At 45.3% G+C, this 24,603-nt stretch carries 25 protein-coding genes and 1 riboswitch; of the genes, 6 read left to right on the top strand and 19 right to left on the bottom strand.

The window, feature by feature from the left end; translation table 11 throughout:
- Positions 1-739 precede the first annotated feature (739 nt).
- Both VIM91_RS08860 and VIM91_RS08855 read left to right on the top strand, forming a co-directional pair.
- Positions 740-1,288, top strand: coding sequence for a DUF2058 domain-containing protein (locus VIM91_RS08860; RefSeq protein ID WP_331864460.1), 549 nt, complete (start codon positions 740-742; stop codon positions 1,286-1,288).
- Between the two features lie 143 nt (positions 1,289-1,431).
- A complete protein-coding gene (locus VIM91_RS08855; RefSeq protein WP_331864459.1) occupies positions 1,432-1,875 on the top strand; it encodes a hypothetical protein in 444 nt (147 codons plus the stop codon).
- 141 nt (positions 1,876-2,016) lie between these two features.
- Here VIM91_RS08855 and VIM91_RS08850 read toward each other — a convergent pair whose 3' ends face one another.
- The 14 genes from VIM91_RS08850 to metG all read right to left on the bottom strand — a co-directional run bounded on the left by VIM91_RS08850 (position 2,017) and on the right by metG (position 16,110).
- A complete protein-coding gene (locus VIM91_RS08850) occupies positions 2,017-2,823 on the bottom strand; it encodes a hypothetical protein (protein WP_331864458.1) in 807 nt (268 codons plus the stop codon).
- Complete coding sequence (locus tag VIM91_RS08845; RefSeq protein WP_331864457.1) at positions 2,820-4,307, bottom strand: cobyric acid synthase; 1,488 nt, start codon at positions 4,305-4,307, stop codon at positions 2,820-2,822. Before VIM91_RS08845 ends, VIM91_RS08850 begins: the two co-directional genes overlap by 4 nt.
- Before the next feature lie 11 nt (positions 4,308-4,318).
- Entirely contained in the window at positions 4,319-6,085 is a 1,767-nt protein-coding gene (locus tag VIM91_RS08840) for a TonB-dependent receptor plug domain-containing protein (protein ID WP_331864456.1), read from the bottom strand.
- 130 nt (positions 6,086-6,215) lie between these two features.
- Positions 6,216-6,423, bottom strand: a riboswitch (cobalamin riboswitch).
- A 68-nt stretch (positions 6,424-6,491) separates the two neighbouring features.
- Positions 6,492-6,701, bottom strand: coding sequence for a hypothetical protein (locus VIM91_RS08835; RefSeq protein ID WP_331864455.1), 210 nt, complete (start codon positions 6,699-6,701; stop codon positions 6,492-6,494).
- A 49-nt stretch (positions 6,702-6,750) separates the two neighbouring features.
- Positions 6,751-7,185, bottom strand: coding sequence for a DUF1841 family protein (locus VIM91_RS08830; RefSeq protein ID WP_331864454.1), 435 nt, complete (start codon positions 7,183-7,185; stop codon positions 6,751-6,753).
- A 71-nt stretch (positions 7,186-7,256) separates the two neighbouring features.
- Positions 7,257-7,871: a LysE family translocator gene (locus VIM91_RS08825; RefSeq protein ID WP_331864453.1), complete on the bottom strand. Its 615-nt coding sequence runs from the start codon at positions 7,869-7,871 to the stop codon at positions 7,257-7,259.
- 51 nt (positions 7,872-7,922) lie between these two features.
- On the bottom strand, positions 7,923-8,564 hold the full coding sequence (nth, locus tag VIM91_RS08820; protein ID WP_331864452.1) for an endonuclease III: 642 nt from the start codon (positions 8,562-8,564) through the stop codon (positions 7,923-7,925).
- 8 nt (positions 8,565-8,572) lie between these two features.
- On the bottom strand, positions 8,573-9,286 hold the full coding sequence (locus VIM91_RS08815; protein ID WP_331864451.1) for an electron transport complex subunit E: 714 nt from the start codon (positions 9,284-9,286) through the stop codon (positions 8,573-8,575).
- Positions 9,279-9,899: an electron transport complex subunit RsxG gene (gene rsxG / locus VIM91_RS08810; RefSeq protein ID WP_331864450.1), complete on the bottom strand. Its 621-nt coding sequence runs from the start codon at positions 9,897-9,899 to the stop codon at positions 9,279-9,281. Before rsxG ends, VIM91_RS08815 begins: the two co-directional genes overlap by 8 nt.
- The gene (locus VIM91_RS08805; RefSeq protein ID WP_331864449.1) at positions 9,896-10,927 is read right to left on the bottom strand and encodes an RnfABCDGE type electron transport complex subunit D; all 1,032 of its coding nucleotides are present in this window, start codon (positions 10,925-10,927) and stop codon (positions 9,896-9,898) included. Before VIM91_RS08805 ends, rsxG begins: the two co-directional genes overlap by 4 nt.
- Positions 10,927-12,798 (bottom strand): electron transport complex subunit RsxC, encoded by a 1,872-nt coding sequence (gene rsxC / locus VIM91_RS08800; RefSeq protein WP_331864448.1) that lies wholly within the window; start codon positions 12,796-12,798, stop codon positions 10,927-10,929. Before rsxC ends, VIM91_RS08805 begins: the two co-directional genes overlap by 1 nt.
- Positions 12,795-13,346 (bottom strand): electron transport complex subunit RsxB, encoded by a 552-nt coding sequence (gene rsxB / locus VIM91_RS08795; protein ID WP_331864533.1) that lies wholly within the window; start codon positions 13,344-13,346, stop codon positions 12,795-12,797. Before rsxB ends, rsxC begins: the two co-directional genes overlap by 4 nt.
- Before the next feature lie 6 nt (positions 13,347-13,352).
- On the bottom strand, positions 13,353-13,928 hold the full coding sequence (gene rsxA / locus VIM91_RS08790) for an electron transport complex subunit RsxA (protein ID WP_029934275.1): 576 nt from the start codon (positions 13,926-13,928) through the stop codon (positions 13,353-13,355).
- A gap of 133 nt (positions 13,929-14,061) precedes the next feature.
- Complete coding sequence (gene metG, locus VIM91_RS08785; RefSeq protein ID WP_331864447.1) at positions 14,062-16,110, bottom strand: methionine--tRNA ligase; 2,049 nt, start codon at positions 16,108-16,110, stop codon at positions 14,062-14,064.
- Between the two features lie 212 nt (positions 16,111-16,322).
- On the opposite strand from metG, the gene VIM91_RS08780 reads away from it, so the two are divergent.
- Positions 16,323-16,619: an STAS domain-containing protein gene (locus VIM91_RS08780; protein WP_331864446.1), complete on the top strand. Its 297-nt coding sequence runs from the start codon at positions 16,323-16,325 to the stop codon at positions 16,617-16,619.
- Positions 16,616-18,361, top strand: a complete 1,746-nt coding sequence (locus tag VIM91_RS08775; protein ID WP_331864445.1) for an ATP-binding SpoIIE family protein phosphatase — start codon at positions 16,616-16,618, stop codon at positions 18,359-18,361. The genes VIM91_RS08780 and VIM91_RS08775 overlap by 4 nt, the downstream gene beginning before the upstream one ends.
- Here VIM91_RS08775 and apbC read toward each other — a convergent pair.
- From apbC to purM, 5 genes are all read right to left on the bottom strand, one after another.
- On the bottom strand, positions 18,358-19,482 hold the full coding sequence (apbC, locus tag VIM91_RS08770) for an iron-sulfur cluster carrier protein ApbC (protein ID WP_331864444.1): 1,125 nt from the start codon (positions 19,480-19,482) through the stop codon (positions 18,358-18,360). The two genes, VIM91_RS08775 and apbC, sit on opposite strands and share 4 nt — an antisense overlap.
- 110 nt (positions 19,483-19,592) lie before the next feature.
- Positions 19,593-20,207 carry a dCTP deaminase gene (gene dcd, locus VIM91_RS08765; protein WP_331864443.1) on the bottom strand — a complete coding sequence of 205 codons (615 nt, stop codon included), beginning with the start codon at positions 20,205-20,207 and terminating at the stop codon, positions 19,593-19,595.
- Between the two features lie 23 nt (positions 20,208-20,230).
- Complete coding sequence (locus VIM91_RS08760) at positions 20,231-20,959, bottom strand: DUF3108 domain-containing protein (protein WP_331864442.1); 729 nt, start codon at positions 20,957-20,959, stop codon at positions 20,231-20,233.
- Position 20,960: 1 nt separating this feature from the next.
- Positions 20,961-21,614 (bottom strand): phosphoribosylglycinamide formyltransferase, encoded by a 654-nt coding sequence (purN, locus tag VIM91_RS08755; protein ID WP_331864441.1) that lies wholly within the window; start codon positions 21,612-21,614, stop codon positions 20,961-20,963.
- Between the two features lie 44 nt (positions 21,615-21,658).
- On the bottom strand, positions 21,659-22,705 hold the full coding sequence (purM, locus tag VIM91_RS08750; protein ID WP_331864440.1) for a phosphoribosylformylglycinamidine cyclo-ligase: 1,047 nt from the start codon (positions 22,703-22,705) through the stop codon (positions 21,659-21,661).
- 108 nt (positions 22,706-22,813) lie between these two features.
- Here purM and VIM91_RS08745 point away from each other — a divergent pair, with 108 nt between their 5' ends.
- Both VIM91_RS08745 and VIM91_RS08740 read left to right on the top strand, forming a co-directional pair.
- Complete coding sequence (locus tag VIM91_RS08745) at positions 22,814-23,875, top strand: DUF2066 domain-containing protein (protein WP_331864439.1); 1,062 nt, start codon at positions 22,814-22,816, stop codon at positions 23,873-23,875.
- Positions 23,872-24,591 carry an HdaA/DnaA family protein gene (locus tag VIM91_RS08740; protein ID WP_331864438.1) on the top strand — a complete coding sequence of 240 codons (720 nt, stop codon included), beginning with the start codon at positions 23,872-23,874 and terminating at the stop codon, positions 24,589-24,591. The genes VIM91_RS08745 and VIM91_RS08740 overlap by 4 nt, the downstream gene beginning before the upstream one ends.
- Positions 24,592-24,603 lie beyond the last annotated feature (12 nt).

The raw sequence follows: 24,603 nt of genomic DNA, 5'->3' as shown, positions 1-24,603 counted from the left end.
CGACAAGAGTATTAAGAGCGGTATCGATTTTGGACTGATAAAAGAATTTCTCAGCTTTCGTTCCATAACAATCTTCTTCTTACTCTTGGTATTGCATTAATAGGGTATTTCTGGTCAGAAAGAAGCAGCATATACACAAAGCTAGTTATTGATTTCAATGAAATCGATTGGATAGTCACTTTTTTGTACTAGGTCTTATATTCACCGGAATATCTGTTTTTGCAGGCTTCACACTGTCTTTGTCAAGACTTTACGATTTACGTTTAACATCCCATATAGTTTTAACTAGAAAAAGAGCATTAGATAAAAACGTGATAATCAAGGAAAAAAAACATAAACAAAGACTATGCAGTCCAATACCTGCTTTATTCAGTGTTGTATTTTTCAATTATCAGAGGTACGAAATAAAAAAGAATGAAATAAAAGAAAATGAAGGTTTTAAAAAGAAGTTTAATGCGTTAACACAAAAGTCTTCTGACTTGGGATATTTAACATGGGGAATCCTTAAATTTCAAACATTAACTATGCTAATCGCTTTTATTCTTTTCACATTCACCCTGATATTGAAATAGCCTATTGAGAATTGTATCTGGCAGAACTCAGTTCTTATGAAAAGCCACCATTTCGGTGAATTTAATCAAGTGTACTTAAAAAAATCTCTAAACTTCAGTTTTATGCCTTGTAGTGGTTATTCAGTTAGAATAGGCGGCATAATTTTGGGTTTTGAAGGGGTGTGGTGATGGCCGGATCGTTATTTGATCAGTTGAAAAAGTCGGGTTTGGTGAATGAGCATAAGGCCAAGCAGATTAAGAAAGAGAAGTATCAGCAATCTAAAAAGAAAAAGGGTCAGAAGGCCGAGCCAGTAGAGAATGAAGCGGCAAAACTGGCGGCTGAAGCAGCGCGCTTAAAAGCTGAGAAAGACCGACAATTGAACCTAGAACGTCAGCAACAGCAAGCCGAAAAGGCCAAGCAAGCGGAGTTAAAACAAATTTTGCAGTCGAATCAGTTAAAAGGTTTTGAGGGCGAACTGACGTTTAATTTTGCGGATGACAAGCAGGTTAAAACCTTGCGAGTAAATGCTAAAACTCAAAAGGGTTTAATCAATGGCCGAATTCGTATTGCGCGGTTGGACGGCGCGTATGTCTTGATCCCGGATACGGCGGTGGAAAAGGTTGAGTTGCGCGATGCAAGCGTGTTAATTCCCTTTGCAGATAAAGACGATTCCATCTCGAAAGAAGACCAAGATTATTACGCCAAATTCGAAATCCCGGATGATTTGGTTTGGTAGGATTATTATGATGCTTGGCATTTTTAAGTCGGATTTATCACTCTATATAATACCCACAGCTCATCAGCTAACTAGGCTCGTTTCTTGGGAGGCTCTGTTGTGAGCCTAGTCGATTAAACTTTACAAAAAAGGGGAGGTGGTGAATGACTTTGGCGCAAATAATAGAGCTTATGCTAACAGCAATAATGGCTGTATTTTTGGCTTATATTGCATATCAACAGATGTCAATTAACCGGAAAAAACTGGCTCTGGAACTCTACAATAAACGCTTTAAAGTATACTCAGACACACTTTGCTTTTATCAAGAGCTCGTTGAGGGTGATGTAAGTAAAGAGGTTCACCGAGATTTTATTGGCAGTAAAGCAGCATCTAAGTTTCTCTTTTCACAAGATCCCAGTATTTTCGAACTTCTGGACACAATGCATTCTGAGTCATTCAAAAGTATTGGATTTAAGCGACATGGAAAAGAGTGGGAAGGAACTCCTGATTATTTTGAGGCTGCTAAAGTTTCAAAAGAAACTACATTTTGGCTTGGAAAGCAAATAACCTTACTTAAAAATAAAATGGCTCCTTATTTAAACCAATAGGCCTTGGTAAGGATAAAAGGTATGTGATACAGATATGGATGATTTACTGCTTTTCAACTCAGAGTAGCACTAAAGAATCCTGATTTAGTTATCACGCAAAACTGTTCTCTATGGCTAAGATTGTTGCACTTTCAGTTTGACTTACCAAGGATGTTGTTTGAGCTGACTTAGGCCTTTTAGCATAATCGGTGCGGGCTGTAAAAAGTCGGTGCCGTCTAGGGTGATAATGCGGGTGTTTTGCGGCAGGCTCATAATCTGGCAAACCGGGGTGAGTTTGCGTTCAAAAATAAACACTAAATCGGGTTGCAGTTGATTAATCAGCGCTTGAAGTTGGTTTTCGTCAGTGGTGATCGGCAGGTGGGTAATGCGTTGTTGATGACCGACTACTTGAAAACCGGTGTAGTTAAACAAATCCGCCAACCAGGAATCTAAGCCAAAACTATAGGGTAAACCAGAACAGGATGATACCAATAGTAGTTTTTGCCCTTTGCCGTCAATTGTTTTCGCCGTTTGCCGCCAATCTTGGGCAAAATCCTGCGCTTTTTTGAGCGCAACCGGATTGTTTAAGTGTTGCGCAATATCAAGCAGGTTGTGTTCGATTTGTTGCATCGAGCCAAAACTTTCGAGCCGAATGGCTTTAGCAATATGGGTTTCAATCGCGTCAAATTGATCTTGCGGAGTCCAATCGGAGGTGAGCCATAAGTCGGGTTTAAGCGACTGAATGGCTTGCTGGTCTGGGTCGAGCAGCCCGCCGGTATCAGTCACAGCAAGTTCTTTGTTGTATCTGCTTGCGCCAACAATGCAGTGTTTAACGCCTAAATAGTCGAGTTGATGGGTGATATAGGGTGACTGGCTAATTATGCGCGGGCATTGTGCGAATACCGTTGCGCTGAAACTGAGAAGGCAAGCGGCCAGCCATAGTCGAGAAATTAATTGGTATGTTTTCATGGCTGTATGAGTTCCCGTATTTTATCCATCGCTAAATGCTGCTCTAACGTATCCGCTAAACGGTTGAGTTGTTGTTCGCGTTGTTGATTGAGGTCGAAGGCTTGTGCTTGCACCAGGCCTGCCCAGTTAAGCAGGTTTTGCAGGGCTTGCGGTTGGTCAAACAAGCCGTGACAGTAGGTGGCGAATATTTGATTATCGTCTGACACGGCGCCATCGGTGTCGCCGTTTTGCCAATGGATAGCGGGGGCATATTGGCTAAAGTCGGTTTGGCCTTGATGGATTTCATAACCGCTGATTTTGACTGGTTCAACTAGGCCTGGTAGCTGCAACAAACCTTGGCGATTGATGAGTTGTTTGTGCGGGTAAAAGGTCGTGGTGTAATTCATTAATCCCAGACCAGGTATTTGGGTTTGATCAGATTCAATATGGTGCGGGTCGTTAATCAGTGTGCCCAGCATTTGCAGGCCGCCACAAATGCCGATAAGTTTGCCGCCATAACGACAATGTTTGTGCAAATAAGGCAACCAGGCCTGGTGGCTAGTGTGGTTTTGTAGCCAATCCAAATCTGCCATCACACTTTTACTGCCCGGCAGAATCACTAAGTCCGCCGCCGGAATCGGCTCGTTATGTTTGACCCATGTAAAATCCACCTGAGGATGTTGAATCAGCGGATCAAGATCGGTATGGTTGGAAATATGCGGAAACAACGGGGCAATCACTTTTAAAACTTCGTGACCTTCGTGTGCTTCGTGGTTATATTCAAACGAACCAACCGCATCTTCGGCATCAAGGTGTAAGCCGTGTAAATAAGGCAATACACCTAAAACGGGTTTGCCGGTTTCACGTTCCAGCCAATCTAATCCGTCTTGCAATAATGCGATATCCCCGCGAAAACGGTTAATCACAAACCCCTTGATTCGATTTCTTTCAGATGCTGACAAGCAGGCGAGGGTGCCGACAATATGCGCAAACACGCCGCCCTTGTCGATGTCGGCAATCAGAATCACCGGACAATCTACCGCTTCGGCAAAACCCATATTGGCAATATCGCCTTCGCGTAAATTGATTTCAGCAGGCGAGCCCGCGCCTTCAACCAAAATAAGCGGATAGTCAGCTGACAGAATTTGAAAAGAATCGAACACCGCTTGCGCGGCTTTGGGTTTATAAGCATGGTAGTCGAGGGCATTTAGGTTGCCAATCGACTGACCTTGTAAAATCACCTGAGCACCGGTATCGCTATTGGGTTTGAGCAATACTGGGTTCATGTGAACCGTGGGGACGATATTGGCGGCTTGTGCTTGTAACGCCTGCGCACGACCAATTTCACCCCCATCGGCGGTAACGGCACTATTGAGCGCCATATTTTGTGGTTTAAACGGCGCGACTTTGACACCACGCCTTGCCAATACCCGACATAATCCCGCCACTAAGGTGGTTTTGCCTGCATCGGAGGTGCAGCCTTGAATCATTAAACTGGCGGTCATGTCGGAGTTCCTTAAAAGCGAGCGTTTAAACCTAGATAAGCACTGCGTTCAGCGGTGGCATAACCTTCGACGACTTGGTAATAGGTGTTAAACAAGTTATTCAGTTTCAAATAAGCACTTACCGTTGGATCGATCTGATAGTTAATGACGCCATTCCAAACACTGTAGTTTTCGGTCGCGGTATGGACATCGCCACCACGGGTTGCGATATATTGACCGTTTAGATTAATGTCGAGTTGGTCGTTTGGATACCAATTTAAATCCAGCCCAATTTGGTTATCAGGTCGACGGGCGAGCGGGTCGCCATTGGCATCTTCAGTGTTTAAGTGAGTGTAATTCACCCCCAAACCCCAAACGTTGAATCGACGTTTATATTCAGCTTCAACGCCTTTGATTTGAGTGGTGCCTTCAACATTTTGGTATTGGCTACCTGTACTCCATTTGATTAAGTCTTCGACTTTTTTATCAAAGTAGGTAAGGCTTAGGCCGTGCAGGGCATAAGAGATGCTGGCCTCTGCGGACTTTTCGGGCGTTAAGTCGGGATTAGCGGTGCCCCAAGGATTCAGTATTTGAATAATATTGGGCGCGTTATAAGCCGTACCATAATTCACCGCTAAAGATTGATGGGTCGTGATATCCAATTTAACGCCCAGTTTTCCGGTCACTTCTGAACCAAAATTGCTGTAATCGTCATAACGTAAAGCTTCATTAAAGGTTAAATATCGCCAGCGGGTGCTGTGGTTGGCAAAGGCTGAACGAGTATAAGTTTGTTCTTCCATAAAACTAGAATATTTGTCTGAGTTGGCTTCATTGCTACTATAAGCGGCACCCAGTAAGAAATCATTAAATGTCTGGGTTAGCTGCAAACTGCGCGTTTGTCCACGCACAATGTCTGGAGCCGTTTCATCCAGCTGTTTACTACTGAATACGGACTGTTCAGCGGTAAGTTTGGTGTCGGCTATTTGATAGCTGATCTGGCTTAGGTCGGTACGGTTTTTTGAGCGTTTAATCGCGTTAGGAGCCCCCCAGCTATCGTAGTTAGCGAGCGCTTCCGTGGCATTGTGCGCTAAAGTAAGCTGTTGGTTTTTTGCTATAGGTACAACCGCACGTAATGCCACATTACTATGGGTATAGCCATCTTTTTCGTACTGATCAATGTTTTCATCAACCGGTGCTTGGGCACTAAATCCTTCGCTTGTAAGGTGGGAGGCATTCACGAAAAGTCGCGCATCGCCGAGTTTAAAACCGGTTGATATGGCCGATTTGCCAGTGTTATAGGCACCGTGTTCAACATTAATCTGGGTGTCAGTTGATTGCTTGGTAATAATATTGATGACACCAGCGGCCGCATCAGACCCCCAAACACCAGATTGTGCGCCTTTAATAATTTCAATGCGTTCAATATTCGCCACCATTAAGTCAGACAGGTTGGCACCGCTGGTATTGGAAGGATCTTGCGCCCGTACGCCATCAATTAAAATGAGTGTACGTTGGTTATCCGAACCACGTGTATACAAGCTGGCACTCGTGCCTAAGCCGCCATTTTGGGTAAAGCTTAAGCCGTTAACCTGATTTAAAATTTCCGTTAATGAATTAGCTCGTTTGGCTCTGAGTTCGGCGGCCGTAATAACGGTGACATCGGATGTCACTTTTTCAAGGTCTTGTTCGACTTGGTTGGCGGTGACTACAATATTGTTCAGGCTGTTTTCAGCCGACACCAGGCCTGGTGCTATTAAGAGAGCCGCGATTAGCGGTTTGAATTTGTAATGAGTTTGCATTTAAAAGAGTCCTTCAATTCATAGATTCAATATCTGTTATGAACGAAGGCAAAACGGACTTATCCTGAAACAGGTTCAGGCATTTCTACAAGGAAAATTTTACAAGTGCTCCGTATTGCCCACCGCAATAGGTTTAACAACTCATTAGGCCGGTATCCGGGCTGAGGAGCGATTTCAGATTGCCTTCTCGGATTTAAAAACCCAATGGCTTAATAACCTGTCTTCTCCATCACCGTTGCGGGGGCAGCGTTCGATTTGAATCCAAGGTATTTGGATTCGTACGACTCTTCCCGTTTAACGCGGCATTTAAACCGCGCACCTAACGAAGGAGATTATTGTAGAGGGTTGCCGAAAATTTGCAAGCACCAGGCCTGGTGCTTCTAGGGTTTAAGCTTATTAATCGGAATTATTGGTCTGGCTTATTGCGGTTTTTGGCGGCGAGATGATTCGCCCATTTGTAGGACAACCAAAACGCCGGCGTAATAATTGCGAAGGTAAACGCAAAGCTGCTTAACGCCGTTAACCAACCTTCGCCTTGCCAAAGTACGACGGCGCCCACGGCCAAACTTAACAATAGTCCATTGCGTAATGCGCGTTGTATTGGGTTAAATAACATACTTGATTCCTTTGGTTTAGACCTCAATGTTGTCAGCGGGTTTGTGGATTTAATTCGCCATGCCGCCGCGTTGTTGCAAACACAATAAATAGGCTTGTTCGTCTGGTGGTTGCTGGTTTTTCTGACTATGCCACAAGGCTTCCGCCAAACATTCCATCATTTCATGTTCGGCTTCTAATACGCTACCGTGTTTAAGCGTTAACACACGGTGAATTTGTGCAATCCCGGCGGGTCGATCTGTGGCAACCTGTTCACGAATACCTAAGTGCATACCCATGTGCAAAAACGGGTTGGTTTCGCCCATTTCAGGTAGATATTCATTTTTTAAATGCTGTTTGTTTTCGAACATTTTGTGATATTCAGGATGCTGATCAATCACTTGCGCAATCTGCTGTTCCAACGCATCCAAAGGCTGATTGTTGCGGGCTTTCTGCCAAATATCCGCGTAGTGTTGGCGTAGTTTGTCTCGTTCGGATGTGAACATAAATAGCGTTTCCTTAGACTAAATTCAAAAGCACCAGGCCTGGTGACCTTTGGCGATAGGGATGGCTCATTTTAAAAGGCAGACCAGGCAATGAGCAAGCCGAAAAAGATAAATATACTGCCGCTGACTCGGCCTAAACGCAAACGCCCAACATCAGAATGCAACCAGCGTTGTGCTCGGTTCGCCAATAGCGCATAACCTAGATGAACTAAAATCAACAAGCCGCCGTAACTTAGCACAAACAAATGCAAACTTAGGCCTAACTGTTGCGATTGCAACATAAACGGCGGAAAAACCGCCAGAAAAAACAAGATCAGTTTCGGGTTGGTAAATTGAATCAGCACGCCTTCGATAAAGCGTTGCAAGGGTTTGCCACGATGCGCTTGGTCAGTCTGAATATCCGCAATACCGCGTCGCCAAAGCTTGATCCCAAGGTAAATTAAATAAGTCGCGCCCAGCGCTTGCACCAACAGAAACGCCGTTTCTGAGCCCGCAAGTAGCAAACCTAAACTGGTGACGGACAAATAACCGACAATAATCGTGCCGATACTAATGCCCAAAATGCCGTAAAACGCAGGACGAAAACCAAAACGCAACGCATTAGAAAGCGTCATCACCACACCCGGGCCTGGGCTAATAATCGCGGCGGCCGAAGCGGCTAAATAAACAAGATACAAGGTCAGCATAAAGATTTTTTAACTTCACCACCAGGCCTGGTGATATGGGTTATGTTTGATTTACTCAACGTATTTTTCTTTGTCTTTAAATTCGCACAGATCAAAAATGACACAACTGCCGCAACGTGGTTTGCGCGCCATGCAAGTGTAGCGGCCATGTAAAATCAGCAAGTGATGCGCATCCATTAAATGTTCTTTAGGCGTGAACTTAAGCAGTTTTTGTTCGACTTCCAGCACGTTTTTGCCGGGCGCGATTTTGGTACGATTCGATACCCTAAAAATATGGGTATCCACTGCCATTGCAATTTGACCAAACGCGGTATTGAGCACCACATTGGCGGTTTTTCGACCTACGCCGGGCAGGGCTTCCAATTCCTCACGCGTTTGCGGCACGTCACTGTTATGCAGCTCAACCAACATTTTACAGGCTTTAATTATGTTTTCTGCTTTCGAATTAAACAGCCCGATGGTTTTAATATAACTTTTTAAACCATCCACGCCGAGCGCATAAATGGCTTCGGGGGTATTGGCAACAGGGAAAAGTTTCGCGGTGGCGATATTTACACCCTTATCCGTCGCCTGTGCGGACAAAATCACCGCAATCAATAATTCAAAAGGTGTCGAATAATTCAGCTCGGTTTCCGGCTCCGGAATCGCTTGCGCTAAACGATCAAAAATTTGTTGGCGTTTGAGTTTATTCATCTAAAAAGTTAGGAGGTAGAAGAGGCTTTAATCTCAACCGGAATGTTTAATAGTTTGGTTTTTTTCAGACGTTGATCGGCATAGTTTTTTAGCGCGATCAATAAGCCTAAGCCAATAAAGGCCCCAGGCGGTAAAATCGCGAGCAATACGGGTGTGTAATCGCTACTTAAATGCAAGGTCCAGTTGCGGGCGGTTTCGCCGAATAACAACCAGGCCTGGTCAAACAGCGTGCCATTGCCCACCAGTTCACGCAGACTGCCTAAAATAACCAACACAATCGTAAACCCAATCCCAATAAACAACGCATCGACAATTGATTTATCCAGCGAGTTTTTGGAGGCAAAAGATTCCGCGCGCGCTAGGATCGCGCAATTGGTGACGATCAGTGGAATAAAGATACCTAAAATGCCGTGCAAGGTATAAAAGTAGGCATGCATCAGCATGTCAATAATGGTGACGGCGGCCGCAATAATCGCAATAAAAACCGGAATGCGAATTTCAGACGGCACCCAGTGACGAATCAACGAAACCAAAATGTTCGAGGTGAGCAAAACGGCCATGGTCGCTAAACCTAAGCCTAAACCATTTATACTGTTATTGGTGACCGCAAGTAATGGGCATAAGCCGAGCAGGGCGACTAAGGCTTGGTTATTGTTCCAAAGACCTTTTTGCGCAATCTCTTGGTAGTCGCGCCAAGTTTGGTTAAAGGATGCTTTAGTCATACAATTCCTCTGCGTGTCTATTGACATAGTCGAGTGTTAATTTGACCGCGCCGACAACCGCACGTGGGGTGATGGTGGCGCCGGTAAATTGATCAAATTCGCCTCGGTCTCGTTTGACTGCCCAGCGATTCACATTGTCTTCGGTTAGTGTCTTGCCGTTAAAACTTAAAATCCAATCGTTTTTGCGCAGTTCAATTTTATCGCCTAAGCCCGGCGTTTCGCGGTGGCTTATCACTCGCACACCCGCCACACGACCATCTGCAAACACGCCGACAATAAGACGGATATCGCCGTTATAACCATTGGGGGCGACAGTTTCTATCACCAGGCCTGCTGGTTCACCATTTAGGCGCGCGCGATAAATCGTCATGGGTTCGTTTGAGCCCAGGTAGTCGGGTTCGGTCACGGTTTTGGTGTCTTCGAGTAGATTGTTATCATACTGCTGCGCTGGCATGACCTGATTCAGCAGTTGGATTAAAGAAGCTTGTTCGGCTTGCTCTATTTTAGGTTGGGTGAAGGCATTTATCGCGATTAATAAGGCGACGCTAATCACCACAAATAGGCTGAGTAAACCGGCGGCACGAAACATGGTTATTTTGAGTTCTGGTTTCATCGAATATGCCCTACCACGCGAGGTTGAGTGTAGCGGTCAATCATCGGCACGGCGATGTTCATTAATAAAATCGCAAACGCAATACCGTCGGGGAACGCACCCCAGTTACGAATAACATACACCAAAATACCAATGCCTGCGGCATAAATTAAGCGCCCCATCGGCGTGGTGCTGGAGCTGACCGGATCGGTGATGATAAAGAACGCCGCCAACATGGTGCCACCAAATAAAAGGTGAAAGCTGATCGGCGCGTAAAGCGCGGGATTAATCATATGGAATAGCCAAGCCATAAAGGCTAAGGTGCCCAAAAAACCGACCGGAAATTGCCAGCGGATGGTGCGCGTATAGAGCAACCATAAGCCGCCGATTAAGAAGGCGACATTAATCCAACCCCAAGCGGTGAGGTTTAACCAGCTGGATTCAAAGTAAGCCGCTTGTAGCATATCTTGGCTCGACAGACCTTGCTGTAAACCGGTTTGTAAAGTGCTGAGTGGGGTAGCGCCAGTAAAACTGTCGATGGGCATATTGGGCATCACGCCAAATAAAATATGATTGAAGGAATCCCAAAAACTCAAGGTATAACCAGCCAAATCTTTAGGCAAGGTCCACTGAGTCATTTCAGCCGGAAAAGAGATGAGCAAAAAGGCATAACCCAGCATGGCCGGATTAAACGGGTTATAACCCAAGCCGCCGTATAAATGTTTGCCGAAAACCAAGGCAAAAGTACAACCAGTGACAATCACCCACCAAGGTGATTCAGGTGGAATACAGAACACCAGGCCTGTTACAGTGATGAGCGCGCTAAAGTCGGTAATGTTCGGCATGACCGGGCGATCGCGCAGTTTGATCATCACAAACTCGACCAATAGGGCCGTTGCGACCGCCAAAAACCATTGAATAACGATGCCATAACCAAACAGCATAATATGCGCAAGCAATGCCGGAAACGCAGCGAGCTGAACCTGTAACATGATTTTTTGCACCGAGCTGTTGTTATGTGCAAATGGGGAGCTGCTAAAGGTCGCCATTATGGGTTTGTCTCCTGTTGGGCTTTACGCGCAGCGGCTTTTGCTTTGGCGGCTTCCATCGCCGCTTTGCGTTTGTCTTCCACTGACGTTTCTGGCTTAGGTAATTCTGTGCCAGAGTCTTTAGTGTTGTTCGGTTCTTCCGGGCTCGACTTTTTAGCCACTGCGCGGGCTTTGGCGGCCGCCATTGCGGCTTTGCGTTTTTCTTCCGCCGACATTTCAGACTTAGAGGATTCTGTACTAGAATTTTTCGTGCTCTTCGGGTCTTCTGGGTTCAAATTTTTAGCGGCGGTTTGGCGAGCTTTGGCCGCTTGAATGGCTTTTTCGCGTGCGCTTAATTTGGGCGCATCGGCGGCTGGTTTTTCAGTTTTTGGGGCTTCATTGGCTTGTTTTTTGACCGCGGCTTTTTTGGCGGCTAGTTTGGCTTCGCGCTCTTGTTTGTCACGTTCTAAACGTGCTTCACGGGCGTCATAACGTTGCTTGGCAATTTCGGTTAATTTCGCTTGCTGCTTGATTTCCCGCACTTCGGCTTTGGCGTGACGATAATATTGCACCAGTGGAATATGGCTGGGACACACAAATGAGCAACAGCCGCATTCAATGCAGTCGAACAGGTTGAGCTGTTCGGTTTTATCGTATTCATGCGCGCGTGCATGCCAGTAAAGTTGCTGGGGCAGTAGATTTACAGGGCAGGCTTCGGCGCATTCGCCACAACGAATACAGGCCATGGGTTCATCTGACGTTTCGGGTGGATTCGCTAGTATGCAGTTAGTGGTTTTGATTACCGGTACATCATTGTGCGCAACGGCAAAGCCCATCATTGGCCCACCCATTAATAGCGGATAATCCAGTTTTGGTTCGGGTTGGGCCAGTTCAACTAATTCATTAAATGGCGTACCAAGCAGGGCATCAATATTAAACGGCTGTTTTAAACCCATGCCGGAGACGGTGACAAAGCGTGAAACCAGCGGTTGACCGAGTTCGAGTGCCTGTGTAATTGCACGCAGGGTGGCCACGTTCATCATGACCACGCCAATGTCGATACTGTGAAGTCCACTCGGAATTTCGAGTCCAACTAATTCTTGTGTGAGTTGTTTCTGACCGCCCATCGGGTAAACCGTGGCGACTTCTTCCACTCGAACTCGAGTAGCTTGACAAGCTTGGCGCATCGCGGCGATGGCTTGAGGTTTGTTGGTTTCAATACCACAAATGACGTTTTCAACATCAAATAGATCGGCCATAAAGAGCGCGGCTCGCACAATCTCAGGCGCATGCGTTTGCATGAGCAAGTCATCGCAGGTAATGAAGGGTTCGCACTCGGCACCATTGATAATTAAATGTTTAATTTTGCCGGGATGATCGGGAAGTTTGGCAAAGGTCGGAAAGCCCGCACCGCCCATGCCGACAATGCCCGCATTAAGTAGGAGCTGTTTGAATTCAGCAATATTTTTTGGTTTCTCAACGATGCCTAGCGCATTCTCTACGGTGTCTTGTTTTGCGTCCGGTTCAATCACAATACAGGGTTCAGCCAAACCGGAGGCATGCGGCAAAATGCGCTGTTCGATTGCAACAATTTTACCGGAGGCCGGCGCGTGAACTGGCGCACTCAAACCTTTGGCGGCTTGGGCAATCATTTGGAACTTTTTGACCTGTTCACCTATCTCAACGCAAGGTAATGCGGCGCCGCCCATATGCTGTTGTAGCGGCAAAATGAGTTGTTTGGGTATATAGCCGGTTCGTAAAGGTTGGCGTAAGGATAGGCTTTTGTTGTATTTAGGAAAGACACCGCCGTGAAAGTGATACAGCCAGCGTTTCGCCATCGGGTAAATTGGTGCGATCAAATTAATGATTTTTTGGCGTAAACTGGCTTTCATTCGCTGCGCTCCGCCGCGACTTTGGGTTCGGGCCATTTCCAGTTTGTTAAGCTGGGTTTTTCCATCACCATATCAATGCAATCCACCGGGCAAACCGGTACACAAAGTTCGCAACCGGTGCATTCTTTTTCGATCACGGTGTGCATCATCTTGGTGGTGCCGACAATCGCATCGACTGGGCAGGCTTTTATGCAGAGTACGCAACCTATGCAAATGTCTTCATCAATCACGGCCACCATTTTGGGTTTGGGTTCAGTGGCTTCGGCTTCCATCGGCTTGGGTTCAACTTTTAAAATCTCGGCGATCTCAATCATGGTGGGTTCACCACCCGGAATACATAAATTAACTTCGGCTTCGCCTTTGGCGAGCGCTTCGGCATAAGGTCGACAACCTGGATAACCACATTGGCCGCACTGAGTTTGCGGTAACTTTTGGTCAATGATATCGGCCAATGGATCACCTTCGACCTTAAAGCGCACCGCGGCATAGCCGAGTAGTAAGCCAAACACGAGAGCTAAACCTAAAAAGATGAGAATTCCGGCGAGCATCGTCATTTAAACCAACCCACCAAAGCCCATAAAGGCTAAGGACATAAGGCCTGCGGTGATTAAGGCAATCGGCGCACCTTTGAACGGAGTCGGCACATCACCGGCATCGACACGTTCACGAATTGAGGCAAATAACACCATCACCAACGTAAAGCCAACCGCCGCACCAAAACCATAAAAGGCGGATTCGATAAAGTTGTGATCTTCACCAATGTTAAGTAACGCTACGCCCAATACTGCGCAGTTGGTGGTGATTAAGGGCAGGTAAATACCCAATACTTGATAGAGTGCAGGACTGGTTTTGTGAATGGCCATTTCGGTAAAGCCCACCACGGCAGCGATTGACAGAATAAAACCGATGGTCTTTAGATATTCCAATTCAAACGGTGCAAGCAGGTAGGTGTAAAGCAGATAACTCATGACCGAGGATAGCGTGAGCACAAACGTAGTGGCTAAGCCCATACCTAACGCCGCATCGAGCTTTTTGGACACACCCATAAATGGGCACAAGCCTAAAAACTTGACCAGTACAAAATTATTCACCAAAACGGTGCTAATTAAAATAATGACGTAATCGGTCATAACTACTCTTTGTTAGAGAAAACTCAATTTTTTAAACCACGAAGCACACGAAGATTTTTGACATACAATCATCTGCTTTTAAAACTTTTTGCTTGCTTCGTGAACTTCCTGCCCTTCGTGGTTAATTAAAAAACTATTTTACTCGCATACCAGGTTGCGCGCCGTCGTCTGGGTTGAGGATAAATAAATCTTTTCCTCCTGGCCCAGCCGCTAGAACCATGCCTTCGGATAAACCAAAACGCATTTTACGTGGGGCGAGATTGGCGACCATTACAGTTAGCTTACCAATTAGCTGTTCTGGTTCATAGGCCGATTTGATGCCAGCAAATACTTGGCGTTCGCCTAAACCGATATCTAAAGTGAGTTTTAATAACTTATTGGCTTCTGGCACGGCTTCGGCATTAACGATTTTAGCAATGCGTAAATCAAGTTTAGCAAAGTCGTCAATCGTGATTTCTGGCGCAATTGGGTCAAATTGTTTGGCCTCGGCCGAGGCAGCTGGCTCGGTTTTCGCTGGTTGACTTGCTTGTAAGGTTTGTTTTGAATCTTCTAACATTTTTTCTACCTGTGCCATATCTAAGCGAGTTAAAAGCGCTTTATAAGTTTGAATTTCATGGTTCATTAAAGGTGTTTTGGCTTTCGACCATGACCAGTCAGTTTCATTGAAGAACTCGCGGGCTTTGATACTGGTTTCCGGTAAAACCGGTGCCAAGTAAATCATTAAGCTACGGAATAGGTTTAAACCGACACTGACAGATTCATGCAACTCGGCGTCTTTGCCTTCTTGCTTAGCCAGTACCCAAGGAGCGGTTTCAGCAATGTATTCATTGGCTTTGTCGGCCAGCGCCATAATGTCACGCATCGCTTGAGCATATTCACGCTTTTCGTAAAGCTCGGCAATCGGCTCGGCTTTATCCGCAAATTGTCGGAACAAGGCTTGTGCTTCAGGTGACCAGGCCTGGTTGAGTTTGCCATCAAAACGTTTGGTAACAAACCCAGCACAACGGCTGGCGATATTAACGACTTTGCCGATTAAGTCTGAGTTAACCCGCTGCACAAAGTCGTCTAGGTTTAAGTCTAGATCGTCAATGCGGCTATTCAACTTGGTGGCGAAGTAATAACGTAAATACTCCGGTTCCAGGTGTTTGAGATAGGTGCTGGCCATGATGAAGGTGCCACGTGATTTTGACATCTTGGCGCCATCTACCGTAAGGAAGCCGTGGGCAAAAATCGCATTGGGTTTTCTAAAACCTGCGCCCGTTAACATCGCTGGGAAAAACAAGGCATGGAAATAAACGATGTCTTTACCAATGAAGTGATAGAGCTCGGTTTGGCTGTCTTCACGCCAGTATTCGTCAAAATCTAGTTCGTGTTCGTCACAGTATTTTTTGAAAGAGGCGAGGTAACCAATCGGCGCATCTAACCAAACATAGAAAAACTTATTATCTTCACCGGGAATTTCAAAACCAAAGTAGGGCGCATCACGACTGATGTCCCAGTTTTGTAGACCGGATTCAAACCATTCATTTAGCTTATTTGAGATTTGGCTTTGTAAGTGGCCGCCTTGCGTCCATTCTTTTAGCATGGCCTCAAAATGGGCTAATTCAAAAAACAGATGCTCTGAGTCTTTTTGAATCGGTGTGGCGCCAGAAATGACCGACTTAGGATCAACCAACTCGGTGGGCGCGTAAGTCGCACCACAGGCTTCACAGTTGTCACCGTATTGATCGTGCGTGCCACATTTAGGGCAGGTGCCTTTAATGAATCGATCCGGCAAAAACATGTTTTTTTCTGGGTCGTAAAACTGTTTGATGGTTTTGCGACTGATGTGGTTGTTGGCTTTGAGCAGGTTATAAATATAGCTCGAATAATGACGGTTTTCTTCTGAGTGGGTGCTGTGATATTGATCAAACGCAATATTAAAACCGGCAAAATCTTGTTGATGTTCTTGTGATACACGCGCAATCAAGGCTTCAGGTGTAATACCTTCTGACTGGGCACGTAACATAATCGGCGTGCCGTGCGCATCATCCGCGCACACGTAAATGCAATTGTGACCACGCTGTTTTTGAAAACGTGACCAAATATCAGTTTGTATGTATTCAACAAGGTGTCCAAGGTGTATTGGGCCGTTGGCATAGGGGAGCGCGCTGGTGATTAATATTTTTCTGACCGAGGTCATAAAGGCATCCATCTTATTGCAGTTTGAAAGCCTGATATTATAACGGCTTTAGTGCCGTCTGACTAAGGATAATTGAGCTTAATAAAGCCGCGTTCGGACTTTTTTTGATTGTTATTCGGCCACTATAAAAGAGTTGGATATACACGGGTCAATGGTTTATTATTGGGTAAGTTTTTCGTATCCTTTTGTGGATTAGATCGGAGTTTTATTTCATGTCAGTTGAAGGTCAGTTGGTGGGAAATACAGCCATCTTGTATATTAAAGGCCGTTTCGACATTGCGAGCTATGAAGCCTTTAATCAAGCTTACGCTGAGTTTATAGGGCGGGCTAAGCAATTCCAAATTGATCTTTCGATGGCCACATTTATGGATAGTTCGGCTTTAGGTATGTTGTTACTTTTACGCGAAAAAGCCGGTGAAAGCACCGATATTGAATTAGTTAATGCGAATGATGATGTCGCTATGATTTTACAGATTGCCCAATTTCACCAGTTGTTTACCATCCGATGACCCCACCTTTTACTAGCTTACAACCCTTATCTAATCGTATTTTAATTGCAGATCCGAGTGCGGAGCGCTTTGCATTTTATGAGCGTATTCTGGCACAACAGGGATTCGAAGTTCAGCATGTGGATCGAAACGAAGACATTATCAACGCGGTGCAAAGCATGCCGCCCAGTCTTATTATTATCGATCTCACTATTTGTTCGAACAACCGTAATGACTTGATAGAACGCGTGAAAAAGGTGTGTGATGTACACAGTGCATTTGTGCCGGTTTTACTGGCAAGTGATCAAGATGAACAAACTCTTCTAGAGCATGCAGTCGCAAAAAAAGCGGATGGTTTTTTGCAGTTTCCTTTTTCAGAAAAGGTCTTAATGGCTAAGGTCCAATCTTTATTGCGAATTCGCAGTTTATATGTGGCGTTGAAATCAACCAGCGATCAAATTTATCACCTTCACCACACGCTTGAACAAGAACACAAAGATGCAGAGCGAATTTATGAGAAATTTCTGCGCCCATCGTCCCAACGAATTGCAGGGTTCGATAGTTACATTTCAGCGGCATCGATTTTTAATGGCGATCTGTTGCTGGCAAAGGTACAACCTTCGGGTGATGTGCTGGTGTTATTGGGGGATTTTACGGGGCATGGTTTAAGTGCGGCCATTGGGGTTATTCCTGTCGCCGAAATGTTTAACGGTATGGTCTCAAAAGCTCGCAGTGTGCCGGAGATTATTAGTGAAATTAATACCAAGTTATACAATATTTTGCCGGCCCACTTATTTTTTGGCTGTGCGATTTTGCAGGTATCACCCGAGCAAAAGAAAGCCCGTATCTACAATTGCGGAATGCCCGATGTATTGATGATCAAGCAGGGGGCGTTAACACGTTTTAGTTCGCGTAATTTGCCGCTGGGTGTTGTAAACAGTAAACGCTTGGACTTGTATCCTCAAATGGTGGATTTGAGCGGTGATGAGGTGTTTTATATGCTGACCGATGGGGTGACCGAATCGCGTAACCCACAGGGCCAAATGTTTGGTAACCAGCGAGTAGAACAAGCATTGCTGAATGCCGGTAAACAGGGAATTAAGGCTTTAATTAAAGGCGTGGGTGACTTCTGTCATGACTGTTTTACCGATGATGATGCCAGCATTGCAGAGCTGCAAACTGGGCCGATTCTTAATTTTAATTATATTGATTCATTGAGCCATCTTGCCAAGGCATCCCGTTGGCGTTTGAACTTTCGGTTTGATCACTTGGCACTGAAACAAATGGCCCATCCGATGGAGGGCTTAGTGGACATGATTATGCATGTTCAGCCTATTCCAAGCCATAAAGAACGCCTTTTTATTGTTTTAGATGAGCTGTACACCAATTCGTTAGAACATGGTTTGCTTAAGCTAGACTCGTCTTTAAAGCAGGGGCCAGACGGATTTTTACAATTCTTAAATAAACGCGAGCGCGCAATAAGTAAGTTAAATGATGGTTTTATTGATGTGCAGTTAAGCCATGAACCATTGGGTGATTTTGAAGGCGAATTAACGATTCGAATCGAAGACAGCGGGGATGGGTTTGATTATGCGTCGTTTGGTGAATCTTTAAATCCGAGCCAATCGGTTTTTTCAGGGCGCGGCATTTTATTGACTCGATCCTTATGTTCGAACCTGACCTATGAAGGTCAGGGTAACATTGTGACGGCGGTTTATCGTTGGCATTTACGACCAACGCGCGACCCTCGCCAACCAGATTAAGTGTTTTCAATCACAATATTGGGGAAGGCTGACGCATAATTGCGTTTAGATTCAGCGATACCTGCGCCAATTTTATGTGCCATTTGACGATACTTTTGCGCCAATACACCATCCGGTTCGGCGACAACCGTAGGACGACCGGCGTCCGCTTGTTCGCGAATGCTCATGCTCAATGGCATAGCGCCCAAAAACGCAATCTTATAGTCTTGAGCTAAGGTTTCACCGCCGTGCTCGCCAAAAATGGCTTCTTCATGACCGCATTGACTACAAATGTGCGTGCTCATGTTTTCAATCACACCCAATATCGGGATATTGACCTTTTCAAACATTTTGACCGCTTTCTTGGCATCCAGTAATGCCAGATCTTGGGGGGTAGTCACAATAACAGCGCCCGTAACCGGGATTTGTTGGGCGAGGGTTAATTGCACATCACCGGTTCCTGGTGGTAAATCAATAATTAAAAAATCTAAGTCTTGCCAATCAGTTTCTTTTAAAAGCTGGGTGAGGGTTTGGGTAACAATTGGGCCACGCCAAATCATCGGTGTATCTTCTTCAATTAAACAACCGATTGACATGGCCTGTAAATCGTAAGCTCGCATGGGCTGCATGCTTTTGCCATCCAATGTGCTGGGTTTGCCAGATAAATTTAATAAAGTCGGAACACTTGGGCCATAAATATCGGCGTCTAAGATGCCGACGTTTGCGCCTTCTTGCTGAAGCGCTAAGGCAAGGTTTACGCTGGTGGTCGATTTGCCAACCCCTCCTTTGCCAGAAGCGATAGCGATAATGTTTTTAATGCCTGCCAAGGTGTTTACATTAGGTTGGGTTTGATGGGCTTTGATGTCGGTGATATGTTGAATCTTGACTTGATCAATCCCCTCCAGCGCAGTTAATTTTTGCGTAAGTTCGCTATCAAACTGATTATGTAAACTTTGAGCGGCAAATGGCCAGTTAAGCCTGAAGCTTAATAACTTATTTTTATAATTAAGCTCCGACACGAGTTTTGTGTTGGCTAGGTTTTGTTGTGTTAAGGGCAGGTTGGTTTGCTCGAAAATCGAGTGAATTTGGTTTTTCAGTTGGTCGTTTAGGCCGTCACCAAAGAGTTGATTGAATAAACCCATAGCTGTTATTAATCCTGTTATTTAAATACTTGACTGATTTTATCAGGAATTGGTGTATGAACCAAGCACCAGGCCTGGTGCTTGGTTGGTTTGCTGTGATTGATAGGTGTTTAGTCGAGCAAAGCGAGCTGACGTTCGTCGGTTTGATCTTGGTTAATACGGCTGGAGGTCGGGCCAGACTGATTGCGGTATTTTGCATCTTTGCGTTTGTTATACGGCTTATCAGCGGGACTAGATAGGGTTTCGAAGTTAATCGCACAAATATCCATGCCCGGGCGTAAAGCTAATGGCAATTTTCCGCTGTTAAAAATTTCCAATACAATTTGACCTTGCCAGCCTGGATCAATTCGATGAGCGGTGACATGAACCATTAAACCAAGGCGCGCTAAACTTGATCGGCCGTCTAGCCAGCCCACCAAGTCGTCGGGAACGGTAATGGACTCCAATGTTGAGGCTAATGCCAATTCACCAGGATGTAGGAAGAAGGCTTGGTTTTGTTCAATGACGATTTCATTGCCCATCACCTTGTCGAGTAGGGTTTGAACTTCTTCGCTTGGGCCACTTAAGTCGATATAAGGCGCGGTATGATCGTTAAAAACTCGAAAACGGTTGTCGAGTCTCAAGTCAACGCTGATGCCTTTAATTTTTCTGGCATCCGGTTCAGGTTCGATCACAATACGACCGGATTTTAATGCGGCGGAAATATCTTTATCACTGAGTTTCATAGCTTCGATTCTTAGTTTGAGTTCTATGGGAAATGAGGTGGTTCATCTAGCACTAAAACCACGTGGCGTTTAGGTTCGATATTATTTATTTCAATGCGGCCAGGGAAAAAGTTTAAGTCTTCAATCAGCCAAACTTTAATTTCTTGAGTGTCGGTTGTCCACTCATAATAGCGCGCTTTAAGATTGCTTTTATAATTAAGATGCGTTTTGGTCGCTTGATTTGCCACATCGAATTTAACCAGCGATTGCTGTTTTTCTTCTTGCAAAACGAGCGGTGGAGTCGGTTCGCCGCGTAAGCTGTAAAACTGTAAAGCGTAAGCAATCGACATGATGTCGTAGGCATAAGGCGAGCCAGGCCAGCTAAGATCTTTCTGCGGGAAAACGATGCGATTGTCTTGCAGATTGGCGATCAGGTCAATCTGGATTTTCTGTGTATGATCATCGTGTCGTCGGGTTAGATCTTTATGATAGCTGAGCCAGCGAAACTGGTTGTTTGCCGTTCGTATTTTGCTGATTTCATAGGTGGATTCGTTGATAAAACGTTTGGCCCACCAAGGCGGCTCGGCTTCGCTGCTTAAGGTGCAAGTATCGGCTTGGCAACGCATTTTTTGTTGGACTAGGCCGACATTGAATCCCATCAAGCGCACGGCAAACTCAGCATTAAAGTTTTGGCTGGGGCTGGCTTGGACTGGTGTTGATAAGCTCAAGCCAAGCAGAATCAAGGATACAAACACACCTCCCAGCTTGAGCATATTATAAGGCTTCCATTTGTAGTGGAGTGCTTAAAGCTTCGCCAGACCACCAGGCCTGGTGGTTTTGATAGCCTAGCTTGCCTTGGGCAAATAGATTGACCACCAATGGATAAGCTTGATGTTCTAACTGGTGTATTTTTGATTTTAAGCTTTCAACTGAGTCATGTGTCTCAATTTCGGTACGAGCTTGCAAAACCACCGGCCCGCCATCCAGCTCGTCGGTGACAAAGTGAATGCTGAGTCCGTGCTCTTTATCACCGGCTTCCAGCGCACGTTGGTGGGTGTTTAAACCCGGGTACTTGGGCAGTAAAGAAGGGTGAATATTCAACATGTGACCAAGGTAGTGCTGGGTGAATACAGGCGTTAGGATTCGCATAAAGCCAGCCAAGACCACCAGGCCTGGTTGTGCTTGATCAATCGAGTGGATTAACGCGCGCTCAAAATCTTCACGGTTTTGAAAATTTTGGTGGGGCACAATATCGGTTTTAATCTGTCGTTGCTTGGCGCGTTCTAAACCATACGCTTCGGCTTTGTTTGAGATGACTTTGACGATTTCATAAGCACAATCAGCTTGGTCTTGTCGGTCAATCAGGGCTTGTAGGTTGGAACCGTTACCTGATATTAAAACCACAACGCGAAGCGGACTTTGTTGCATGCTTAACCTTAGCGCCGAGCGGGGAACTCGGCGTTGAATAACAATTAATCGACAATTAACTGAACATGAGGTTCAGTTTGGTCACTGGAAACAATCTCACCAATCACTTGAGCGGTTTCGCCTAGTTGAGCAAGTAATTCCAATGCTTTATCTTGATCCTTCGAGTCGACGGCAATCACCATGCCGATGCCACAGTTGAATGTGCGATGCATTTCGACATATTCAACATTACCAGCTTCTTGTAACCAGTCGAATACGGCTGGTCTTTGCCAAGATTGAGTGTGAATTTTCGCACAGGTGTGGTCAGGTAAAACACGCGGAATGTTTTCAACCAAGCCACCACCGGTAATATGCGATAGCGCGTGTACCTTGACTTGCTTCATTAGCTCAAGAAGCGGTTTAACATAAATACGCGTAGGCGCCATTAAAGCATCAATTAAGGGTTGGCCGTTCAAATCTGTATTTAAGTTTTCGCCGCTGACTTCGATAATTTTGCGAATTAACGAATAGCCGTTTGAGTGCGGGCCAGAAGACGCTAAACCAATTAGAACGTCACCACTTTTGACCGCTGAACCATCAATTAAATCTTCTTTTTCGACAATACCAACGCAAAAACCAGCTAGGTCATAATCCCCCACCGGATACATGCCAGGCATCTCAGCGGTTTCGCCGCCGATCAGTGCACATCCGGCTTGTTGACAACCTTCGCCAATGCCTTGGATTACGTCTTTAGCGACATATAAATCAAGTTTGCCAGTGGCATAGTAATCTAGGAAAAATAGCGGTTCGGCTCCTTGAACAATCAAGTCGTTCACGCACATAGCGACTAGGTCGATGCCGACTTGGTCGTGTTTACCGCTATCAATCGCCAAACGTAACTTGGTGCCAACACCATCGGTGCCGGAGACCAATACTGGGTTTTTATATTTGTTGATAGGAAGCTCAAATAGCGCGCCAAAGCCGCCTAACGACGCCATGACTTCTGGGCGGCGAGTGGCTTTGGCAATCGGTTTAATGGCATCAACGAGTGCATCGCCAGCATCAATGTCAACACCAGCGTCTTTGTAGCTTAAGGAAGGTTTGCTTGTCATAAGGATTCGGATCAGTTCTTAGATTGATTAGGGGTTCGATTGAAAACAACCAAGCCCCAGGGTTTAAAAAATATTATGATATTGTAACTAAAAATCACCGAGGCGGGTATGAGAACTTTTCTAATTCCAATAATATTGAGCATTTTTTTTGCGACACAAAGCGTTCAAGCTCAGTCTGACTTGAATCTGTTTGTGGTTGAGAAACCGGTCGAAAAATATCACTCAAGCCAGCTAAATGATTTATTAACGTCGTCGATGCGCGATTTATTAGTTCGGGTTGTCGGCGGTGAAGCGGCGTTAAACCATGCGAAAGCCGATACTTACATCGAAAAAGCACGTCAATGGGTAAAAAGTTACCAGGTTGAAAATCGTGAAGTTGATGGCGTGGTCGTGGGTCAAAAGCTAGTCGTGCAGTTTGATCAGAACCGCTTGTTGCGAGATTTTCAGCGTGATGCGATTCAAATTTGGCCATTAAGTGAACGCCCTAAAACCCTGTTGATTGGGCAGTGGGAACAGCAGGGTTTGCAAGTAAATTTGAGTGATGAAAGTTTGCAGTATCGAGTCGATTTAGACTATCGAGACTATGCCAATCTGCTGGCTTTGTTTATGACTGAACCTGAAAAACAGGCCGAATTTAAAAACATTAATCCTGAACGTTTGGTTGCGCGTGATCAATTAAATAATGAGCTGCTTGCGATGGCCAGTTCAGCCGGAGCCGATTATGTTTTGGTGTTTAAAGCGGATGTGATTGGCGAGGTGTCTAGCTTGGTTTGGTCTTTGTACGAACGTGAAACAGGTGAGCGTGTTTTACAATCGGATGAGACCGGCGAAAGCTTTTTAAGCTTGTTACAAGGCGCATTTGACAGCTTGCTTGAACTATATTCGCGCCCTTATCGAGAAGGAGCCGACAGTTACGGCTTGATGGGACTGACGATCGAGGCTGTACCTTCATATGATGCACTGATTGAAATGGAGAAGTTTTTAAAACAACTTCGCCCCGCTCTAAATGAGGTGAATTTAGTAGAGGTAGATGGTGAGCAAGTGCGCTTTGATATTTTTTATCAAGGGCGTTATTCGAATGTCGTGAAGTTGATGGAAGAAGTCCCCAACTTGCGTTTAATAGAAGAATCGATTTTTAGCAGTGAGTTGAGAGGGCAGTTTGAACCATGAGCCACAAAACGATGTCGGTACAGCTACCGCTTAAAATAAACCTGCGTGATGACGCGAGTTTTGAAACGTTTGTGGCCGAACAAGAATCGATCGCCCTCGTGTTAAGTCATTTACAACAACCTGATAATGCACGTTTTGCCGGTTGTTATTATTTTTATGGCGCAAGCGGCGTAGGAAAAACCCACTTATTACAGGCGGCCTGTCGATTTTATACTCAAAAACAACGACAGAGTGTGTATTTCCCTTTGTCCAATACGGCCTTGCCTTTGATCCCTGATGTATTGAATGGGTTGGAAATTACCGATTTAGTTTGTCTGGATGATGTGGATAAGATTATTGGTCAAGTAGCTTGGGAACGCTCGCTCGCTAATTTTTTAGCAAAATCGCGTGTGCTAGGGCATCGAGTGTTATTAACGGGGTCGCTTGATTTGATTGATTGGCCAGTGGTTAGTGATGAATTAAGAAGAGAGTTGTTGTCGATCATGCCTGTTCACTTGTCTGCTTTACAAGGCTCAAGAGAGTTGGTGTTAGCTTTGCAGCGTCATGCCTTATATAAAGGCTTTGACTTACCTATTGAGGTTGGAAACTTTTTGCTTAAACGGTTTTCGCACAATTTAGAGGAACTGCTGGTTGTGTTAGGCGTACTAGAGCAGGCAACCCTTGCTGAAAAACGCCGCTTGACTTTGCCATTTGTCAAAGACGTGTTGGCTCGTTAAATCGGTTTTAAT

Origin of the sequence: Thiomicrospira sp., assembly GCF_036568485.1 — a bacterium.
In the GTDB taxonomy this organism is placed as follows: domain Bacteria; phylum Pseudomonadota; class Gammaproteobacteria; order Thiomicrospirales; family Thiomicrospiraceae; genus Thiomicrospira.
Note: the sequence above shows the minus strand (reverse complement) of the source record. Positions and strands in the feature narration are given on the sequence as shown.

What these genes read in the sequence shown, in the direction of transcription:
- VIM91_RS08860 (WP_331864460.1), top strand. Translation starts at nt 740, where the DNA reads ATGGCCGGATCGTTATTTGATCAGTTGAAAAAGTCGGGTTTGGTGAAT.
- VIM91_RS08855 (WP_331864459.1), top strand. Translation starts at nt 1,432, where the DNA reads ATGACTTTGGCGCAAATAATAGAGCTTATGCTAACAGCAATAATGGCT.
- VIM91_RS08850 (WP_331864458.1), bottom strand. Translation starts at nt 2,823, where the DNA reads ATGAAAACATACCAATTAATTTCTCGACTATGGCTGGCCGCTTGCCTT.
- VIM91_RS08845 (WP_331864457.1), bottom strand. Translation starts at nt 4,307, where the DNA reads ATGACCGCCAGTTTAATGATTCAAGGCTGCACCTCCGATGCAGGCAAA.
- VIM91_RS08840 (WP_331864456.1), bottom strand. Translation starts at nt 6,085, where the DNA reads ATGCAAACTCATTACAAATTCAAACCGCTAATCGCGGCTCTCTTAATA.
- VIM91_RS08835 (WP_331864455.1), bottom strand. Translation starts at nt 6,701, where the DNA reads ATGTTATTTAACCCAATACAACGCGCATTACGCAATGGACTATTGTTA.
- VIM91_RS08830 (WP_331864454.1), bottom strand. Translation starts at nt 7,185, where the DNA reads ATGTTCACATCCGAACGAGACAAACTACGCCAACACTACGCGGATATT.
- VIM91_RS08825 (WP_331864453.1), bottom strand. Translation starts at nt 7,871, where the DNA reads ATGCTGACCTTGTATCTTGTTTATTTAGCCGCTTCGGCCGCCGCGATT.
- nth (WP_331864452.1), bottom strand. Translation starts at nt 8,564, where the DNA reads ATGAATAAACTCAAACGCCAACAAATTTTTGATCGTTTAGCGCAAGCG.
- VIM91_RS08815 (WP_331864451.1), bottom strand. Translation starts at nt 9,286, where the DNA reads ATGACTAAAGCATCCTTTAACCAAACTTGGCGCGACTACCAAGAGATT.
- rsxG (WP_331864450.1), bottom strand. Translation starts at nt 9,899, where the DNA reads ATGAAACCAGAACTCAAAATAACCATGTTTCGTGCCGCCGGTTTACTC.
- VIM91_RS08805 (WP_331864449.1), bottom strand. Translation starts at nt 10,927, where the DNA reads ATGGCGACCTTTAGCAGCTCCCCATTTGCACATAACAACAGCTCGGTG.
- rsxC (WP_331864448.1), bottom strand. Translation starts at nt 12,798, where the DNA reads ATGAAAGCCAGTTTACGCCAAAAAATCATTAATTTGATCGCACCAATT.
- rsxB (WP_331864533.1), bottom strand. Translation starts at nt 13,346, where the DNA reads ATGCTCGCCGGAATTCTCATCTTTTTAGGTTTAGCTCTCGTGTTTGGC.
- rsxA (WP_029934275.1), bottom strand. Translation starts at nt 13,928, where the DNA reads ATGACCGATTACGTCATTATTTTAATTAGCACCGTTTTGGTGAATAAT.
- metG (WP_331864447.1), bottom strand. Translation starts at nt 16,110, where the DNA reads ATGACCTCGGTCAGAAAAATATTAATCACCAGCGCGCTCCCCTATGCC.
- VIM91_RS08780 (WP_331864446.1), top strand. Translation starts at nt 16,323, where the DNA reads ATGTCAGTTGAAGGTCAGTTGGTGGGAAATACAGCCATCTTGTATATT.
- VIM91_RS08775 (WP_331864445.1), top strand. Translation starts at nt 16,616, where the DNA reads ATGACCCCACCTTTTACTAGCTTACAACCCTTATCTAATCGTATTTTA.
- apbC (WP_331864444.1), bottom strand. Translation starts at nt 19,482, where the DNA reads ATGGGTTTATTCAATCAACTCTTTGGTGACGGCCTAAACGACCAACTG.
- dcd (WP_331864443.1), bottom strand. Translation starts at nt 20,207, where the DNA reads ATGAAACTCAGTGATAAAGATATTTCCGCCGCATTAAAATCCGGTCGT.
- VIM91_RS08760 (WP_331864442.1), bottom strand. Translation starts at nt 20,959, where the DNA reads ATGCTCAAGCTGGGAGGTGTGTTTGTATCCTTGATTCTGCTTGGCTTG.
- purN (WP_331864441.1), bottom strand. Translation starts at nt 21,614, where the DNA reads ATGCAACAAAGTCCGCTTCGCGTTGTGGTTTTAATATCAGGTAACGGT.
- purM (WP_331864440.1), bottom strand. Translation starts at nt 22,705, where the DNA reads ATGACAAGCAAACCTTCCTTAAGCTACAAAGACGCTGGTGTTGACATT.
- VIM91_RS08745 (WP_331864439.1), top strand. Translation starts at nt 22,814, where the DNA reads ATGAGAACTTTTCTAATTCCAATAATATTGAGCATTTTTTTTGCGACA.
- VIM91_RS08740 (WP_331864438.1), top strand. Translation starts at nt 23,872, where the DNA reads ATGAGCCACAAAACGATGTCGGTACAGCTACCGCTTAAAATAAACCTG.